The 18,325-nt window shown below is 56.3% G+C and carries 17 protein-coding genes; 12 read left to right on the plus strand and 5 right to left on the minus strand.

Annotation, left to right across the window (positions count from 1 at the left end):
- Nucleotides 1-50: 50 nt before the first annotated feature.
- Together yiiM and sodA are read right to left on the minus strand one after the other, a co-directional pair.
- Nucleotides 51-737 carry a 6-hydroxyaminopurine reductase gene (gene yiiM / locus EDF82_RS24220; RefSeq protein WP_123758016.1) on the minus strand — a complete coding sequence of 229 codons (687 nt, stop codon included), beginning with the start codon at nucleotides 735-737 and terminating at the stop codon, nucleotides 51-53.
- 70 nt (nucleotides 738-807) lie between these two features.
- On the minus strand, nucleotides 808-1,428 hold the full coding sequence (sodA, locus tag EDF82_RS24225; RefSeq protein WP_123758017.1) for a superoxide dismutase [Mn]: 621 nt from the start codon (nucleotides 1,426-1,428) through the stop codon (nucleotides 808-810).
- 387 nt (nucleotides 1,429-1,815) lie between these two features.
- On the opposite strand from sodA, the gene EDF82_RS24230 reads away from it, so the two are divergent.
- The 3 genes from EDF82_RS24230 to EDF82_RS24240 are packed head-to-tail and all read left to right on the plus strand — an operon-like array spanning nucleotide 1,816 to nucleotide 4,617.
- Nucleotides 1,816-2,799: a TRAP transporter substrate-binding protein gene (locus tag EDF82_RS24230; RefSeq protein WP_123758018.1), complete on the plus strand. Its 984-nt coding sequence runs from the start codon at nucleotides 1,816-1,818 to the stop codon at nucleotides 2,797-2,799.
- 14 nt (nucleotides 2,800-2,813) lie between these two features.
- Nucleotides 2,814-3,317 carry a TRAP transporter small permease gene (locus EDF82_RS24235; RefSeq protein ID WP_123758019.1) on the plus strand — a complete coding sequence of 168 codons (504 nt, stop codon included), beginning with the start codon at nucleotides 2,814-2,816 and terminating at the stop codon, nucleotides 3,315-3,317.
- Nucleotides 3,310-4,617 carry a TRAP transporter large permease gene (locus EDF82_RS24240; protein ID WP_123758020.1) on the plus strand — a complete coding sequence of 436 codons (1,308 nt, stop codon included), beginning with the start codon at nucleotides 3,310-3,312 and terminating at the stop codon, nucleotides 4,615-4,617. Before EDF82_RS24235 ends, EDF82_RS24240 begins: the two co-directional genes overlap by 8 nt.
- Before the next feature lie 122 nt (nucleotides 4,618-4,739).
- On the opposite strand, the gene rhaR is transcribed toward EDF82_RS24240, so the two are convergent.
- On the minus strand, nucleotides 4,740-5,588 hold the full coding sequence (rhaR, locus tag EDF82_RS24245) for an HTH-type transcriptional activator RhaR (RefSeq protein WP_123758068.1): 849 nt from the start codon (nucleotides 5,586-5,588) through the stop codon (nucleotides 4,740-4,742).
- A gap of 72 nt (nucleotides 5,589-5,660) precedes the next feature.
- Nucleotides 5,661-6,497 (minus strand): HTH-type transcriptional activator RhaS, encoded by an 837-nt coding sequence (gene rhaS, locus EDF82_RS24250; protein ID WP_123758021.1) that lies wholly within the window; start codon nucleotides 6,495-6,497, stop codon nucleotides 5,661-5,663.
- A 311-nt stretch (nucleotides 6,498-6,808) separates the two neighbouring features.
- On the opposite strand from rhaS (EDF82_RS24250), the gene rhaB reads away from it, so the two are divergent.
- The 9 genes from rhaB (at nucleotide 6,809) to rhaM (ending at nucleotide 16,596) form a co-directional block, all read left to right on the plus strand.
- Complete coding sequence (gene rhaB / locus EDF82_RS24260; RefSeq protein WP_123758023.1) at nucleotides 6,809-8,275, plus strand: rhamnulokinase; 1,467 nt, start codon at nucleotides 6,809-6,811, stop codon at nucleotides 8,273-8,275.
- Entirely contained in the window at nucleotides 8,272-9,531 is a 1,260-nt protein-coding gene (gene rhaA / locus EDF82_RS24265) for an L-rhamnose isomerase (protein ID WP_123758024.1), read from the plus strand. The genes rhaB and rhaA overlap by 4 nt, the downstream gene beginning before the upstream one ends.
- A gap of 108 nt (nucleotides 9,532-9,639) precedes the next feature.
- The gene (gene rhaD, locus EDF82_RS24270) at nucleotides 9,640-10,470 is read left to right on the plus strand and encodes a rhamnulose-1-phosphate aldolase (RefSeq protein WP_123758025.1); all 831 of its coding nucleotides are present in this window, start codon (nucleotides 9,640-9,642) and stop codon (nucleotides 10,468-10,470) included.
- Between the two features lie 79 nt (nucleotides 10,471-10,549).
- Nucleotides 10,550-11,536 (plus strand): rhamnose ABC transporter substrate-binding protein, encoded by a 987-nt coding sequence (rhaS, locus tag EDF82_RS24275; RefSeq protein ID WP_123758026.1) that lies wholly within the window; start codon nucleotides 10,550-10,552, stop codon nucleotides 11,534-11,536.
- Between the two features lie 50 nt (nucleotides 11,537-11,586).
- Complete coding sequence (locus EDF82_RS24280) at nucleotides 11,587-13,098, plus strand: sugar ABC transporter ATP-binding protein (RefSeq protein WP_123758027.1); 1,512 nt, start codon at nucleotides 11,587-11,589, stop codon at nucleotides 13,096-13,098.
- On the plus strand, nucleotides 13,095-14,102 hold the full coding sequence (locus EDF82_RS24285) for an ABC transporter permease (RefSeq protein WP_187043064.1): 1,008 nt from the start codon (nucleotides 13,095-13,097) through the stop codon (nucleotides 14,100-14,102). The genes EDF82_RS24280 and EDF82_RS24285 overlap by 4 nt, the downstream gene beginning before the upstream one ends.
- Nucleotides 14,099-15,118 carry an ABC transporter permease gene (locus tag EDF82_RS24290; RefSeq protein ID WP_123758029.1) on the plus strand — a complete coding sequence of 340 codons (1,020 nt, stop codon included), beginning with the start codon at nucleotides 14,099-14,101 and terminating at the stop codon, nucleotides 15,116-15,118. The genes EDF82_RS24285 and EDF82_RS24290 overlap by 4 nt, the downstream gene beginning before the upstream one ends.
- Before the next feature lie 18 nt (nucleotides 15,119-15,136).
- Nucleotides 15,137-16,285, plus strand: a complete 1,149-nt coding sequence (gene fucO, locus EDF82_RS24295; protein WP_123758030.1) for a lactaldehyde reductase — start codon at nucleotides 15,137-15,139, stop codon at nucleotides 16,283-16,285.
- On the plus strand, nucleotides 16,282-16,596 hold the full coding sequence (gene rhaM, locus EDF82_RS24300) for an L-rhamnose mutarotase (protein ID WP_123758031.1): 315 nt from the start codon (nucleotides 16,282-16,284) through the stop codon (nucleotides 16,594-16,596). Before fucO ends, rhaM begins: the two co-directional genes overlap by 4 nt.
- Nucleotides 16,597-16,642: 46 nt before the next feature.
- Here the strand turns inward: rhaM and EDF82_RS24305 are convergent, their stop codons facing one another.
- Nucleotides 16,643-18,031, minus strand: a complete 1,389-nt coding sequence (locus EDF82_RS24305; RefSeq protein ID WP_123758032.1) for a carbohydrate porin — start codon at nucleotides 18,029-18,031, stop codon at nucleotides 16,643-16,645.
- Nucleotides 18,032-18,325: the final 294 nt, after the last annotated feature.

Below are 18,325 nucleotides of genomic sequence, written 5' to 3' on the forward strand. Positions count from 1 at the left end.
GTGACACGGACATGTCGCCCGCCGCCGCCGGGAACACGTCCGGCAAGGCTCTAATGGGGGGAATTATTCCCCCATAATCTCCGCGAATTATCTTCTATCTGCCCACTTAAACGCCGCTTCTGCATGGCGCGGGTCCAGCTCACCGACAGCCCCGCGGCAGACAGCAGGCGATGATACTGCTCATCATCGAACGGCATATGCCAGGCAATGGCTCCGGCTTCGTAGACGCTCACATCACTGACCTGAGAGACCCGCTCCAGCGGCGCATCGCTGGAGACATGACCGCCCGCCACTACCCGATAGAGCCAGCCCGTTTTACCGCTTTGCTGCATTCGCTGCGCCATATCGCTGATAGCAAAATGGAAGTTAAGTTTGAAGCAGGGTGAACGCGGCTGCGTGACCTGAATCAGCGCCTCGCCCCAACGAAAGATATCGCCAATGTGGACATTATGCTCCGTCAGCCCTTCGGTAGAGAGGTTTTCGCCAAACGCCGGCGAGCAGAAAAGGTCGGCCTGTTCAGGAAACTCGCGGATCCAGTCGGCATAGTGTTCACGGGGATAGTGGCAAAGCGCGCGGTCTGGCCCGCCATGAATTTTGTGTTCCGCCTGCTCATCACCTTCCAGGCCCAGCTCACCCAGGGTTAACTCGCCGTCGACCTGAATTTTTTTGATAGCGCTCGGGCGGCTGCCGGGAAAGTCGCGAACGCGACCGATATAGACGTTGAGCGGATAGTGCATCTGCTGCTCCTTATGCCGATACAAAAAAAGCGAGTCATCAGACTCGCTTCTCAGTCAGCACAATGCAACCTTATTTTTTGGCGGCAAAACGTGCAGCTGCTTCGTCCCAGTTAACCACATCCCAGAAGGCTTTGATGTAGTCCGGGCGACGGTTCTGGAATTTCAGGTAGTAAGCGTGTTCCCAAACGTCCAGGCCCACGATCGGGAAGCCGGAAGCGCCAGAGATAGCTTCGCCCATCAGCGGGGAATCCTGGTTCGCGGTAGAAACCACGGCCAGTTTGTCACCTTTCAGGACCAGCCACGCCCAACCGGAACCGAAGCGGGTTGCTGCCGCTTTTTCGAATTCCGCTTTGAAGTTATCAACGGAACCGAAATCACGCTCGATCGCCGCTTTCAGGTCGCCCTGCAGGGTAGTCCCGGTTTTCAGGCCTTTCCAGAACAGGCTGTGGTTAGCGTGACCGCCGGCGTTGTTACGCAGAACGCCTTTTTTGTCAGCCGGCAGCTGATCCAGTTTGGTGATCAGTTCTTCAGCGGACAGGCTTGCGAATTCCGGCAGGCTCTCCAGCGCAGCGTTAGCATTGTTAACGTAGGCCTGGTGGTGCTTAGAGTGATGGATTTCCATCGTCTGCTTGTCAAAGTGCGGTTCCAGGGCGTCATAAGCGTACGGCAGGGCTGGCAGTGTATAACTCATAATCATCTCCATTATTGTCGAGCGGCAGGAAGTGTTAAGGCCGCGTAAGCAGTTGGTTCATTATAGTTAATTAAATGATATTGAAAACGCTTATCAATGCCGTATTTTTAATAAGGTTATAACAACGGGGTATATCCATTTTTTTGCCAAATAAAACAATAAATTAACCTGTTGTCATATGTTGCTTCGTCCTGTAGCGGGATCGCGTTCTGCGCAAAGTCACGTGGGTTATACCTTTATAAAATCTGAAAAAAACACACTTCTTATCTGGCTCTCATCTTTCCCTGTCCTGTTGCCACTTTTGGCACATCGTGGCAACAGGCTAAAGGTCTCTCCCGGCACAACCAGGTAATTTCGCCTTCAGCAATCATTGATAGCGAGGGAAAAATGAAATTACTACGGAGAATAGTGCTACTCACGGCCATCCTGCTGATACTGCCGGCCGGAGCGCGGGCAGATACGATATTACGGCTGGCCTATGCCGAAAACAGCCAACCGGTGAAAGAGGCGTTACGTTTTCTCGGCGAGCAGATCGAGTCCAACACCCATGGTGAAGTCAAAGTCATGTATTTCCCGGACGGCCAGCTTGGCGGCGAGCGCGAGCTAGTCGAACTCACCCAGGTCGGCGTGGTGGATATCACCAAAGTCTCCTCCGGGCTCATGGAAAGTTTTTCGCCTGTATACGGTGTTTTCTCTCTGCCTTACCTTTTTGCCAACCCGCAAGAGTATTACAAGGTTATGGATGACCCGCAGGTCATGGAAAGCGTGTATCAATCCACTGCCGCACAGGGATTTATCGGCGTCGGCTGGTACGACTCAGGCGCCCGTAACTTTTATATGAGCAAAGGCCCGGTCCGCAATCTCGGCGATCTGCAAGGTAAAAAGATCCGCGTAATGCAGAGCGAAACCGCGATTCGTACGCTAAGGCTATTGGGCGCCTCCCCCATCGCCATGAGTCAGGCCGAAGTCTATACCTCGCTGCAACAGGGGATCCTGGATGGCGCAGAAAACAACGAGTTCGCCCTCACGATCGCCCGGCACGGCGAAGTTGCCCGCTACTACACCTACGATATGCACACCCGCATCCCCGATATTTTGCTGATGAGTTCGTTGACGCTGGAAAAGCTGACGCCAGAGCAACAGAAAGTCATTCGCGAAGCGATAAAAGCCTCTACCGAGTTCGAAAAAATGGCCTGGGAAGCTGAAATCGAAAAGACAAAACTATCGGCGATTCAAGACTTCAATGTCGAATTCTTCGAGGTCGATCAGAAACCCTTCCAGCAGGCGGTACAGCCGATTTATGACGAGTTGAAATCCCGCCCGGACCTGTACGCCTTGTACCAAAAAATTCAATCCGCTAAAGCCAGATAAGCACAGGATATGTTATGGAAAAATTTAGAAAAGGACTCGACAGGCTACTTGAGCTTGTCTGTTGCCTGGTACTTACAATTATGGTCGCAGTGTCATGCTGGCAGGTGATTAGCCGCTATATTGTTGGGCGCCCAAGCACCATTACCGAAGAACTACTGCGTTTTATGTTGGTATGGATTTCCATGCTGGGTATGGCTTACGTTGCCGGCAAGCAACAGCATATCAGTCTGACCCTGCTTATCGATAAGGTCTCAACGACGGTTCGCCACTGGTGGATGATCGTTTTACAGTTAACGTTCATGGCATTTTCCGTATGGATACTGATTATCGGCGGCCTGAAAATTTCAGCGATTTCTATGCTCCAGGTCTCCCCGGCGCTGGGGATCCCGATGGGGAAAGTGTATTACGCTCTGCCCATCGCAGGCATGCTGATTATTATCTACAGCCTCCTGAACATCGTCGATGCCGTGCGCACGATCCGAACCTCCTCGCCGACCGTGGAGAATCACCATGATTGATCCTGTTTTCGCCTCTCTGACGTTAATTGGCGTGTTCGTGCTCTTACTGGCGATGGGCGCGCCTATTGGTATCTGCATCGTCATAGCCTCTTGCAGCACCATGATGCTGGTCTTACCGTTCGATATCTCGATGTTCGCTACCGCGCAGAAAATGTTCTCCAGCCTCGATAGTTTCGCCCTACTGGCGGTGCCATTTTTCGTGCTTTCCGGCGTCATTATGAACAGCGGGGGGATCGCTACACGCCTGGTGAACTTCGCGAAACTGTTTACCGGCCGGCTGCCCGGTTCGTTAACCTACACCAATATTGTCGGTAACATGATGTTTGGCGCAATTTCCGGTTCTGCTATCGCTGCTTCGACGTCAATCGGCGGCGTTATGGTGCCAATGAGCGCAAAAGAAGGCTATAACCGCGCGTTCGCATCCGCTGCCAATATTGCCTCTGCCCCAACCGGCATGCTTATTCCACCAACCACCGCTTTTATCCTCTATGCGCTGGCCAGCGGAGGAACCTCAATCGCTGCGTTATTCGCAGGCGGTATGGTCGCCGGAATATTGTGGGGCGTCGGCTGTATGCTTGTGACCTGGGTGGTCGCGAAGCGAAATAACTATCGGGTATTTTTTACCGTTCAGAAAGGAATGGCGCTGAAAGTCACGCTTGAGGCGGTACCCAGTTTGCTGCTGATCGTGATTATCGTCGGCGGTATCGTAAAGGGCATCTTTACCGCGATTGAAGCATCGGCCATCGCTGTGGTGTACACATTATTGCTGACCCTCTGCTACCGCACGCTTTCACTGAAAGATATGCCAGCGATTCTGATCCAGACGGTGGTGATGACAGGGATCATTATGTTCCTGTTGGCCACCTCATCGGCCATGTCCTTCTCCATGTCGATAACCAATATTCCGGCAGCTCTCAGCAGGATGATTTTGGGGATATCAGAAAACAAAGAGGTTATCCTGCTGGTGGTCAACGTTTTTCTATTGCTCATTGGCGCCTTTATGGATATCGGCCCGGCGATTCTGATTTTTACCCCGATCTTGCTACCGATTATGGTTAAGATCGGCGTAGATCCGGTGCATTTCGGTATCATTATGATCTATAACCTGGCGATCGGTACCATCACGCCGCCGGTAGGCAGTGGACTGTATGTCGGTGCCAGCGTCGGTAAGGTGAAGGTTGAAGAAGTCATTAAGCCACTGATATCGTTCTATATCGCTATCTTCGGCGTTCTGTTACTCATTACCTACCTTCCAGAATTAACGCTATTCCTGCCGCGCTTACTGGGCGTCATGTCCTGACCCAGCCAGATAAGAATCCGCCTTCCTGCAGAAGGCGGAGTAATCTTTCCTGATTGGCTTAACGCTAAAACTGCCAATAGCCACCGTAAATGACGCTCATCTGCACAAGACGAGGATATTTATCATGCGGCCATGCGGCTGCGCTGCCGCCACTGTCCCGGCGTCATGCCGATTTCGCGGTTGAATACCACGGAGAAGTAGTTGCTGTCTTCGAAGCCGCACTGCGTCGCCACTTCGCCAATCAGCCGTTCGGTGTGCTGCAGTAAATACTGCGCGTGGCAGATGCGCAGCTGTCGCAAATAGTGGTTGATGGTCATACCCGTCTGCTGGCGAAACTGCTGGCGTAGCGCCCGTTCGCTGCACGCTTCACGTTCGCAAAAGCGATCGAGAAAGAAGGGACGGTTCAGGCTGCCCGCCAGTTCGGTCAGCAGCTTATCGAGCAACGTTTCGCTGGCGGTCGCCGCCCGGTTATCGGTCGCGTAGCGATGACGCTGCAGCGTCAGCACCAGCTGAGCAAACAGCAGTTCGGCCATATTGTTGGACTGGGCGTCGCAGCGGCTACTTTCGTGTTCCAGCTGGGTGATGACCTGGCGGACCTGAGCCATCCCGGTGCTGCCGATGCGCCAGTGCGGAACCCACGGTGTACCAAACAGACCGGGAATATGTGCCGACCAGTCAAAATTGAGCCGCAGGCGATCCGGGCAGTAGATAACGTTTTGCAGGACTAAATCGTTCACCGAAGCGTAGGAGTGTTTATCTTCGGCGCGGATGTAGAACAGGTCACCGCGGGTGATGCGCCAGGGACGGTCGTTCAGGACATGCAGGCCGTTGCCTCGCCACACCAGCACCAGCTCGCAGAACTCGTGGGTGTGCTCGGCGAAGACGTTTTGCGGATAACGATCCGCCACCGCCACCGCCTGCGAAGGAGATGCGAAGAACTCATCTTTACGAAGAATCAGCTGACCTGCCACCACGCACACTCCACCGCCAATAACGGTTAATTATTGGCGTTTTTACTCGCTAAAACGTTGACTGCTCTCGCGTTATTGAAGAATCGCGTCACGCCCCTGGCGAATATCGCGCGGCGACCAGTCAAACTCGCGGCGAAAAAGCGTCGAAAAGTGGTTACTGTCGCCGAAACCGCAGTGATAAGCGATATCCGTCACGCTCTCATCGCTGTGACGCAGCAGGTGGCGCGCCTTCATCAGCCGCACCCGGTTAAGGTAACGCTGCGGCGTCAGCCCCGTTTGCTGTTTCAGCTGGCGGTGTAGCGTGCGTAGCGACAGCGAAAACTGCGCCGCCACCTCCTCCCAGCAGACATCTTCCGCGAAGTGATCTTCCAGCCAGGCCATCAGGTGGTTCAGTCGCGCATCGTTGTCTGCCGCCCCTTCCGCGAGGCTGCTTTTTCGCAGCAGCACCAGCAGCTGCATAAAGAGGATCTCCCGTCCGGCGATGGTGTGCATATCCGTATCTGCACCAACGTTCTCCATCTGCTCGACAATCTGCCGCACCTGCTGCAACGCATTCTGGTTCACCCGCCAGTGGGAGAGATAGTTACCCTCCTGCTCCTGCGGCAGCAGCTGGCTGACGCCATTCAGAAAACGAAAGGCATCCGGTGCGCGATAGAGCACGTTAGTCAGGCACAAATTATCCGTATGTTCATAGAGATGGCGGTCGTGGTCGCGAATAAAGCACACCGATCCCCCGCTGATGGTATAGGGCTGACCGTTAAAAACATGAATCCCCGTCCCGTGCTCGACGATGACGATTTCATGGAAATCGTGGTGATGCTCCGGGAAGGCGGACTGAGGGAGACGCGGCTCAATGGCTACAGCAGAAGTGCCAGACTTAAAGAAATCCACGCTGTGCAGGATGGTCATAGCTACGCCCTCTAAATGAGAAAGACTATCAATCAGTGCTGGAATAGTAATAAAGGGCTGACAATCCGGCCTTCAATTTTTGACCGCAAAATTCGCAAAGCCTGCCGCTTTTTCAAGAAACAGCCGGAAAGTTCGGGAACTGCGGACGCCGTCACACCCCCGCTCCCGCCACTGATTAACAGGAAATGTGAGCTTCCTCACGGTCACCTTTGCTTTCTTGCCAGCGACGGATTTTCCCTGTCCGTAGCAAGAAGGTGAGCCAGTGACGGCTTTTTTAGACTGCACACAATGATTTTCACAAGGATCTCCCCATGAGTTTTCGTCATTGTGTCGCCGTTGATTTAGGCGCCTCCAGCGGGCGGGTAATGCTCGCCAGTTATGACCCCGGTCAGCGAAAGCTGGCGCTGCGTGAGGTGCATCGGTTCGCCAACAGGTTGCAGAAGGTCGATGGCTTCGACTGTTGGGATATCGATAGCCTGGAAGCGGAAATTCGTCACGGGCTGCAGGCGGTATGCGAACAGGGCATCCTTATCGACAGTATCGGTATTGATACCTGGGGCGTGGATTATGTCCTGCTGGATCAACAGGGCCAGCGTGTCGGCCTGCCGGTGTCGTATCGTGATGCCCGCACCGATGGCCTGATGACGCTGGCGGAAACCCAGCTGGGCCGGGCGGACATTTACCGTCGCAGCGGCATCCAGTTTCTGCCGTTCAACACCCTGTATCAGCTCCGGGCGCTGGTAGAACAACAACCGGAACAGGTCAGCCAGGTCGCGCACGCGCTGCTGATCCCGGACTACTTTAGCTTCCGCCTGACCGGCAAGATGAACTGGGAATACACCAACGCCACCACCACCCAGTTGGTCAACATTAACAGCGATAACTGGGATGACACGCTGCTGAACTGGTGCGGCGCGCCGCATGAATGGTTCGGCACCCCCACCCATCCAGGCAACGTGATCGGTGATTGGCTATGCCCGCAGGGCAACGCGATCCCGGTGGTCGCCGTCGCCAGCCACGATACCGCCAGCGCGGTTATCGCCGCGCCGCTCGTCGACCAAAACGCGGCTTACCTCTCTTCCGGCACCTGGTCGTTGATGGGCTTTGAAAGCAAAACCCCCTGCACCAGCGATGACGCGCTGCAGGCGAATATCACCAACGAAGGCGGCGCCGAAGGCCGCTATCGGGTGCTGAAAAATATCATGGGCCTGTGGCTGCTCCAGCGGGTGATTGCCGAGCAACAGATCGATGACCTGGCGGCGCTGATTGCCCAGGCGGCGCAACGCCCTGCCTGTCGCAGCGTGATCGACTGCAACGACCAACGCTTTATCAACCCGCCCAGCATGCGCGCCGAAATTCAGGCCGCCTGTCGTGAGTCCGGACAGCCGGTCCCCGACGATGATGCCGGGCTGGCGCGCTGTATTTTCGACAGCCTGGCGCTGCTGTACGCCCAGGTACTTAGCGAACTTTCCCGGCTCCGCGGCCAGCCGTTCAGCCAGCTGCATATCGTCGGCGGCGGCTGCCAGAACGACCTGCTGAACCAGCTGTGTGCCGATGCCTGCGGCATCACGGTGGTCGCGGGTCCCGTTGAAGCTTCCACCCTGGGCAACATCGGCATACAGCTGATGACCCTTGATGAGCTGAACAACGTCGATGAATTCCGTCAGGTGGTGCAGCAAAACTACGCCCTCACCACTTTTACCCCACATCCTGACAGTGAAATTGCCCGCTTTATGGCGCAGTTTCAGCCCCAACAGACTAAGGAGCTTTGCGCATGACCACTCAACTTGAACAAGCCTGGGAGATTGCTAAACAGCGCTACGCCGCCGTTGGCGTGGATGTCGAGGAGGCCCTGCGCCAGCTGGACCGGCTACCGGTATCGATGCACTGCTGGCAGGGTGATGATGTTGCCGGCTTCGAAAACCCGGAAGGAAGCCTGACCGGCGGCATCCAGGCCACCGGGAATTACCCAGGGAAAGCGCGCAACGCCAGCGAATTACGCGCCGACCTTGAGCAGGCACTGAGCCTGATCCCCGGGCCAAAGCGCCTGAATCTGCATGCGCTCTATCTGGAGTCAGATACCCCGGTGGCGCGCAATGAAATCCAACCGCAGCACTTCCGTAACTGGGTTGAGTGGGCGAAAACCCAGGGGCTGGGGCTGGACTTTAACCCTTCCTGCTTCTCCCATCCGCTGAGCGCCGACGGCTTTACCCTGTCGCATGCCAACGACGACATCCGCCAGTTCTGGATCGATCACTGTAAGGCCAGCCGTCGCGTATCGGCCTATTTCGGCGAGCAGCTCGGCACCCCTTCAGTGATGAATATCTGGATCCCCGACGGCATGAAGGACATCACCGTCGACCGTTTCGCGCCGCGCCAGCGCCTGCTGAATGCGCTGGATGAGGTGATCAGCGAGAAACTCAACCCGGCGCACCATATCGATGCCGTGGAGAGCAAGCTGTTTGGGATCGGCGCCGAAAGCTACACCGTCGGCTCCAACGAGTTCTATATGGGCTACGCCACCAGCCGTCAGACCGCCCTGTGCCTGGATGCCGGCCACTTCCATCCCACGGAAGTGATTTCCGACAAAATCTCCGCTGCCATGCTGTACATCCCGCGCCTGCTGCTGCACGTCAGCCGCCCGGTGCGCTGGGACAGCGATCACGTAGTGCTGCTGGATGATGAAACCCAGGCCATTGCCAGCGAAATCATCCGCCACGATCTGTTCGACCGCGTACACATTGGCCTCGATTTCTTTGATGCCTCCATCAACCGCATCGCCGCCTGGGTGATCGGCACCCGCAACATGAAAAAAGCGCTGCTGCGCGCCCTGCTGGAGCCGACCGGACAGCTGCGTCAGCTGGAAGCCGACGGCGATTACACCGCCCGCCTGGCCCTGCTGGAAGAGCAGAAATGCCTGCCGTGGCAGGCCATCTGGGAGATGTATTGCCAGCGCCACGATACCCCGGCGGGCAGCCAGTGGCTGGATAGCGTGCGGGCGTATGAAAAAACGGTGTTGGTCCAACGCGGGTAGTGTCAGCACATCCCCGGTCGCGCCGTACTGAGCGGGCGACCGGCATATAAACAACCTATTTATGGTGAGGGGCGCTCCCCGCATCGCATTAACAGGAAACGCAAGACTATGCAGAACATCAACCACTCCTGGTTCGTCCAGGGCATGATTAAAGCCACTTCCGATGCCTGGCTGAAGGGCTGGGACGAGCGCAACGGCGGTAACCTGACGCTGCGTCTCGATGAGGCGGATATTGCACCGTTCACGGCCGATTTCCACGCCAAACCGCGCTATATCTCGCTGAGCCAGCCGATGCCAACCCTGGCTAATCAGCCGTTTCTGGTCACCGGCTCAGGTAAATTCTTCCGTAATGTGCAACTCGACCCGGCTGCCAACCTTGGCGTCGTAAAAGTCGACAGCGACGGCGCGGGATATCATATTCTGTGGGGGCTGACCGACGACGCGGTGCCGACGTCTGAACTGCCGGCGCACTTCCTGTCACATAGCGAACGCATCAAGCTCACCCACGGCAAAGACCGCGTGATCATGCACTGTCATGCCACCAATCTGATTGCCCTGACCTATGTCCTGGAAAACAACAGCGAACTGGTTACCCGCAAGCTGTGGGAAGGCAGCACCGAGTGTCTGGTGGTGTTCCCGGACGGCGTCGGCATGCTGCCCTGGATGGTGCCCGGTACCGACGAAATCGGTCAGGCCACCGCCCAACAAATGCAGCAACATTCTCTGGTACTGTGGCCTTTCCACGGGGTCTTCGGCAGCGGCCCGACGCTGGACGAAACCTTTGGGCTGATCGATACCGCAGAGAAATCGGCCGAAGTGCTGGTGAAAGTCTATTCGATGGGAGGCATGAAACAGACCATTACCCGGGAAGAGCTGATCGCGCTGGGCAAGCGCTTTGATGTGCAACCGATGCAGTCCGCGTTAGACCTTTATCCATAATAACATCGCGCCCCGCTCACTGAGACGGGGCGAACTCTGTCACCTGCAAACCCAACTCAAAATATGTGGAGTAAAAGCAATGAAAATAAAGACAAGCTTGATCCTCACCGTTGCCGCTCTGGCGTTGTCCGGTTCCGCTTTAGCTGAAGTAAAAATCGCCCTCGTGGCGAAATCGTTAGGCAATGGCTTCTTCGAAGCAGCAAACGTGGGTGCCCAGGAGGCAGCCAAAGAGTTAGGTGATGTAAAAGTTATTTATACCGGCCCGACCACCACCACGGCAGAAGCGCAGATCGAAGTGCTTAACGGGTTGATCGCCCAGGGGGTTGATGCGATCGCGATATCCGCCAACGATCCGGACGCGGTCGTGCCGGTGTTGAAAAAAGCAATGCAGCGTGGCATCAAGGTGGTCTCCTGGGACTCCGGTGTCGCGCAGGCCGGACGGCAAATCCATCTCAATCCGTCGAATAACGCCTTAATTGGCGAAACCAACGTCAAGCTTGCCGCCGACGCGCTGAAAGCGTTGAACGTCGAAAAAGGCGATGTGGCGATCCTCAGCGCCACCCCGACGTCCACCAACCAGAACATCTGGATTGAAGAGATGAAAAAGGTGCTGCCGCAGTACCCGTCCATCAATCTGGTTACCGTCGCCTACGGCGACGATCTGTCCGATAAGAGCTACCGCGAAGCGGTGGGCCTGTTGAAGTCTTATCCGGATCTTAAAGTGATCGTGTCGCCTTCATCGGTGGGGATCGTGGCCGCCGCACAGGCGGTGAAAGATCAGGGCAAAATCGGCAAGGTGTACGTCACCGGGCTGGGGCTGCCGTCTGAAATGGCCGGGGCGATCAAGTCCGGCGCCAGTAAAAGCTTCGCCATCTGGAACCCGATCGACCTCGGCTATGCCGCGACATATCTGGCTGACGATTTAGTCAAAGGGACCGCCACCAAAACCGAAGCCAACATGGGCAAGCTGGGTAAAGTGCAGCTGGATGCAAACGGTAACGGCGCCATGGCGCAGCCGTTCGTTTACGATGCCAGCAACATCGATAAGTTCTCGAAGATTTTCTAATCCTCATCCCCTGCTTCTCCTGGCGGCAGGGGAAAAACCGGAGAACTATCATGTCAGCACCCACTCCTCTGCTGTCGCTTAAGGGCATCACCAAGGTTTTTCCCGGTGTGCGTGCCCTCGAGAACGTGCAGCTCGACCTCTGGCCCGGCAAAGTGACCGCCTTAATCGGCGAAAACGGCGCGGGCAAGTCCACGCTGGTCAAAGTGATGACCGGTATTTATCAGCCCGAAGAGGGCGACATTCTTTATAAAGCGATCCCCATTCAGCTGCCGAACCCGGAGTCGGCGCATAAGGTGGGGATAACCGCGATTCATCAGGAAACCGTGCTGTTTGACGAGCTGTCGGTGACCGAAAATATTTTCGTCGGCCAGTATCTGCATACCGGCCTGCTGAAGAAGCTCGACTGGCCGGCGATGCATCGAAAAGCCGGTGAAATCCTCAATCGCCTTGAGGTGCAGATTGACCCGCGGGCGACGCTGAAAACCCTCAGCATCGCCCAGCGTCATATGGTGGCGATTGCCCGGGCGCTCTCTTTTGAAGCGCAGGTGGTGATTCTCGACGAGCCTACCGCGGCGCTCTCCCAGCATGAAATTCTGGAGTTTTATCAAATCGTTGAACGCCTGAAGCTCGACGGCAAAGCGATCTTGTTTATCTCGCATAAGTTCGACGAAATTTTCGAACTGGCAGATCACTACACCATTCTGCGCGACGGCGTGTACGTCAGCTCCGGCGATATTCACGCGATCACCGAAGAGCAGATGGTGGCGATGATGGTCGGCCGGGCCATCACCCAGACCTACCCGAAGGTCGACTGCACGCCGGGAGAAACGGTGCTTGAGGTGAAAAACCTGTGCCACCCGACCGAGTTTGCCGATATTACCTTTTCGCTGCGCAAAGGCGAGATTCTGGGCTTCTATGGCCTGGTCGGCGCCGGGCGTACCGAACTGATGCAGGCGCTCTCTGGGGTCTCCCGACCGTCATCCGGCGAAATCGTGCTCAACGGCAAAACGGTGCGCTTTCGCCAGCCGGCGGACGCCATCCAGGCCGGGATTGTCTGCGTACCGGAAGAGCGGCAGAAACAGGGGGCAATTATCGCCCTGCCCATCGCCCAGAACATCAGCCTGCCGCAGCTCAGCAAGCTGAACCCCAACGGCGTGCTGAACGATGCCCGCGAATGGCGGCTGGCGGATGAATACGCCACGCGTCTGCAGGTCAAAGCTTTTAGCTGGCGGCAGGCGGTAGAGACGCTCTCCGGCGGCAACCAGCAGAAAGTGGTGATCGGCAAATGGCTGGCGACCCATCCGGACGTAATTATTCTCGATGAGCCGACCAAAGGCATCGATATCGGCTCCAAAGCGGCAGTGCATCAGTTTATGTCCGAGCTGGTGAGCCAGGGGCTGGCGGTGATTATGGTCTCTTCGGAATTACCGGAAGTGATGGGGATGTCGGACCGGATAATCGTGATGCACGAAGGGTTGATGGTTGCCGAGTATCGCGCAGGCGAAGCGACGGCAGAAACCATCGTCAGCGCCGCCAGCGGCACCGGCCAGGAGGCAGCATAATGGGGCGACAACTGCTTAAACACCGCGAAGCGCTGCTGGCGGCGGTGATCGTTTTGATGATCGGCGCCATCGGCAGCCGGGTGCCGTCGTTTATTTCGCCGGGCAATCTGGCGGAGATGTTTAACGACACCGCCATCCTGATCATCCTCGCGCTTGGCCAGATGATGGTGCTGCTGACGAAAGGCATCGATCTGTCGATGGCCGCCAACCTGGCGCTCACCGGAATGATCGTCGCGCTGCTCAACGCCCACTATCCGGGGATCCCGGTTGTGGCGCTGCTGGCGCTGGCAACCTTGCTGGGCCTGTTGATGGGGGTAATAAATGGCCTGCTGGTGTGGCGGCTCGGTATTCCGGCCATCGTGGTCACCCTGGGGACCATGAGCATCTATCGCGGCATTATTTTCCTGCTCTCCGACGGCGGCTGGGTCAACTCACACCAGATGAGCGCCGGGTTCCTCGGCCTGCCGCGCACCTCATTCCTGGGGCTGCCGTTGCTGAGCTGGTGCGCCATCGCCGCGCTGTGCCTGGTCGGCTATTTCCTGCGCTACAGCCGCACCGGCCGGGCGTTATACACCGCGGGCGGCAACGCCACGGCGGCCTATTACACCGGGATTAATGCCGGGAAAATGCAGTTCGTCAGCTTCTGCCTTTCCGGCGCGCTGGCCGGGTTCTGCGGCTATCTGTGGATTTCGCGCTTTGCCGTCGCCTACGTGGATGTTGCCAATGGCTTTGAGCTGCAGGTGGTTGCCGCCTGCGTCATCGGCGGCATCAGCACCATGGGCGGGACCGGACGGGTGCTGGGTTGCCTGTGCGGCGCGCTGTTCCTTGGGGTTATCAATAACGCGCTGCCGGTGATCGGCATTTCGCCGTTCTGGCAAATGGCGATTTCCGGCGCGGTCATTGTGATTGCGGTGCTCCTGAACGAGCGCAGCAATAAAGGGCACGGGCGGTTAATCCTGCGAAACGCAGCGTTAGCCCGGCAGAAACAGGCGGTGAAATCATGAGCAAAATGATGCTATCTGAAGAGATCAAAAGCGTGCCGGTTGCGCCGTCGCCGCTGCGCCGCCTGCTGTGCTGGGAGGGATTCCTGCTGGCGGTCACGCTGGCGGTGTTTATTGCCAATGCGCTGGCGTCTCCCTACTTCCTCAATATCTGGAACCTGTCGGACGCCACGTTTAACTTTACCGAAAAAGCGATCATCGTTCTGCCGATGGCAATGCTGATTATTGCCCGGGAAATCGACCTCTCGGTGGCGTCGACGATGGCGCTAAGCTCAACGGTCATGGGCTTCTGCGCGGCGGCGGGGATGGACACGCCGCTGCTGGTTATGGTGGGTCTCGGCGTGGGGCTGCTGTGCGGCCTGTTTAACGGCATCCTGGTGACGCGCTTTAATCTGTCGTCGATTGTTATCACTATCGGCACCATGAGCCTGTATCGCGGCCTGACCTATATCCTGCTGGGCGACAAGGCTCTGAATCAGTACCCGGAAAGCTTCGCGTGGTTCGGCCAGGGCTACGTATGGGGCGCGCTCTCCTTCGAGTTCGCGCTGTTTATCCTGCTCGCCGTCGCCTTTACCTTCCTGCTGCATAAAACCAACTTTGGTCGCCGGACTTACGCCATCGGCAATAACCCCACCGGAGCCTGGTTCTCCGGGATTAACGTCAAGCGCCACAACCTCGTGCTGTTTGCGCTGGTCGGGCTGATGGCGGGCCTGGCCGCGGTGCTGCTGACCTCAAGACTCGGCAGCACCCGCCCGACCCTGGCGATGGGCTGGGAGCTGGCGGTGGTGACCATGGCGGTACTCGGCGGCGTCAACATTCTTGGGGGGGCCGGCAGCATGGTGGGGGTGATTATCGCCGCCTTCCTGATGGGGCTGGTGACCTTCGGCCTGAGCCTGCTCAACGTGCCGGGCATCGTTATGTCAATCATCATCGGCGCGATGCTGATTGTGGTGATTTCACTGCCCATCATTACCCGACGGGTGATGCAACGCAGGGGCAGCCAAAAGGATAACCCGTAGATATTAAGGAGAATAATCATGAGCTTTATGTTGGCATTACCCAAAATTAGCCTGCACGGCGCAGGGGCCATCGGCGATATGGTGGAACTGGTGGCGAAAAAACCGTGGGGAAAAGCGCTGATTGTCACCGATGGTCAGTTGGTAAAGCTGGGCCTGCTGGACAGCCTGTTTGCCGCCCTCGATAAACACCAGTTGGCTTATCATCTGTTTGATGAAGTGTTTCCCAACCCTACCGAGGCGCTGGTGCAACAAGGCTATGCCACCTATCTGGCGGCAGGCTGCGACTACCTCATCGCCTTTGGCGGCGGTAGCCCGATCGATACTGCCAAAGCGGTGAAAATTCTGACCGCGAACCCGGCCCCGTCGACCGCCTATGCCGGCGTGGGCAAAGTACAAAATGCCGGCGTGCCGCTGGTGGCCATCAACACCACCGCCGGTACAGCAGCGGAAATGACCAGCAACGCGGTGATTATCGATAGCGAACGCCAGGTCAAGGAGGTGATTATCGACCCCAATATCATCCCCGATATTGCAGTCGATGACGCCAGCGTCATGCTGGATCTCCCGGCCTCCGTCACCGCCGCCACCGGCATGGATGCCCTGACTCACGCCATCGAAGCGTTTGTTAGCGTCGGCGCGCACCCGTTGACCGACGCGAACGCCCTGGAGGCGATTCGCCTGATCAACCTGTGGCTGCCGCAAGCCGTAGACGATGGGCATCACCTTGAGGCCCGTGAGCAGATGGCCTTTGGTCAGTATCTGGCGGGAATGGCGTTTAACAGCGCTGGTCTTGGCCTGGTCCACGCGCTGGCCCATCAGCCCGGCGCCACCCATAACCTGCCGCATGGCGTGTGCAACGCTATTCTGTTGCCGGTGATCGAAAACTTTAACCGCCCGCATGCCGTCTCCCGCTTTGCCCGCGTGGCGCAGGCCATGGGGGTCGATACTCGCGGCATGAGCGATGAAGCCGCCAGCATGGAGGCCATCGACGCCATTCGCGCCCTGAGCAAACGCGTTGGGATCCCGCAAGGCTTCAGCCAGCTTGGCGTCAGCAAAGCCGATATTGAAGGCTGGCTGGATAAAGCGCTGGCCGACCCCTGCGCACCATGCAACCCGCGCAGCGCCAGCCGCGACGAGGTTCGCGAGCTCTATCTGGAGGCCTTATGATCCGCAAAGCCTTCGTCATGCAGGTCAATCCCGACGCGCATGAAGAGTACCAGCGCCGCCATACGCCAATCTGGCCAGAGCTGGAGGCGGTGCTGAAAGCCCATGGCGCGCACCACTACGCTATCTATCTCGATCCCGCGCGCCACCTGCTGTTCGCCACGGTAGAGGTGGAATCGGAAGCCCGTTGGGATGATATTGCCCGCACCGAAGTCTGTCAGCGCTGGTGGCAGCATATGGCCGATATTATGCCGACCAACGCCGATAGCAGCCCGGTGAGCGCCGCGCTGAAACCGGTATTTTATCTGGAATAAGTGGCGAGTTGCCCCGCGATATTCGCGGGGCAATGCTGACAGGTAATCAGAAGAAGTATTTAAAGCGCACGCGGGCGCCGTAACGATCGTCGTCATCGCTCTGGCTCAGCTTATCGTTGCTATCGAGCAGAGAGTAATAAGCCCCGAGATAAATATTAAAGTTCTGCATATTCATCACGTTCGGGATTTGATACGAGGCGTGGAAGGTATGAATATTATAAGTGCCTTCATCTTTAATCCAGCAGTCGTTATCGCAAATTACCCCGGCATAATCGTTAATTTTATTATGTGCGTAGACATATCCCAGCTCAAAGCGCTGCCATAGCGCATTCACCCCGGCGGTAAAATCTTTTTCATTACTGGCGTCCATATACGCGGTATTCAGATTCACCACCACGCCGTTATCCGGATCGCTATTCAGGCCATTCCAGGTCATGGTCAGGCCATATCCGGTACGGTCAGACTGATCGACAAAATTCCCTTGGGCATTCTGATAACCATAGGCATTGTTTACCACGTTCGACTCCATCGCCGCAGCGACAGAAAAATCGTCTTTCGCCCATGAAATCACCGGACGCAAATAGGCGACGTTCTTTTTCTGCTCCATATTGCGACCGTGGTAGCCGCCGTTGTCATACAGCGACGTGCCATCTTCCAGCAGCGTATTGAGCTCAAAATACCAGTTGTCGATCTGCTTGCTCAGCAGGAAGTTACCGCCGGCATCGGAACGGCCGCGACCCTCTTTCATCATATAGATATAACCGTGACCGTCGCTGTAGAGGTCATTTGCGGTATTGCCGGAGTGCTCAACAAAGGTGTCCTGATTAAGCGGGAACATGTCGTAGGCTTCAAAGCGACCGACCTTCACCTTCCAGTCATCCTCCTGACCAAAAAAGAACACGGCGTCATCGAGGTTCATCGAACCGGTCATATCCGCCAGCGGCTGAACCGAGAAGCCGGCAAAATAGCCGTTGTCCATTTTGCGCATGCCGTCAAACCCCAGCAGGATGCGGCCATTGAGGTCCCAGCGATCGGAGGTCGGGTCGCTACTGACATCGGCGTTAGTCATCGCCAGCAAGCCGCGTTTGCTTTCGGCATCCATGTTGAATTCAACATCACCATAGATTTTTAAATCACCGTAGCCGCTGAGGGTCAGGGCAGGTACGCTGGTGTTTTTCTGCGTTTCAACATCCGGGGTCTGGCTTTTTACCGCCATCGTGCTGGGTGTGGTTTTAAGCTGCTGGATCTCTTGTGCCTGTTCAATCTTCAACTGCTGGATCTGATTTTCGGCTTGCGTGGCGCGACTCTCCGCCGCAGCAAGCCGCGATTCGAGCTGTTGCAGGCGTTGTTCCAGCGTTTGTGACTGCGTTTTTGCCATACCGGTATTTGCCGTTAATAATAAACCAACGGCTACCGCTAATATTGTCTTATTCATCGTTATGTTTCCCAGAGATAAAATTTCAATGACTGGATTAATTAAAATCCACCACGTGAATATTTTTATATATGCCATGCTTTATTGTTTTTTACTTATTAACGCCCGGCAGTTCCGGGACGCTTTACCGCAGGTAATCGAATAGTAACAACTCCTTTTCAGCCATTAAAAACAATTCTTCATTATCGTGAGCGAGATAACACAGGAATACCGTAACCCTTAATAAAAAACGGTTCACAAATAAACCATAAAAATAATTAATAACCACACCATGAATAATCTAAATAAGAGAGC

Source organism: Klebsiella sp. BIGb0399, from assembly GCF_003752615.1.
In the GTDB taxonomy this organism is placed as follows: Bacteria; Pseudomonadota; Gammaproteobacteria; order Enterobacterales; family Enterobacteriaceae; genus Klebsiella; species Klebsiella lignicola.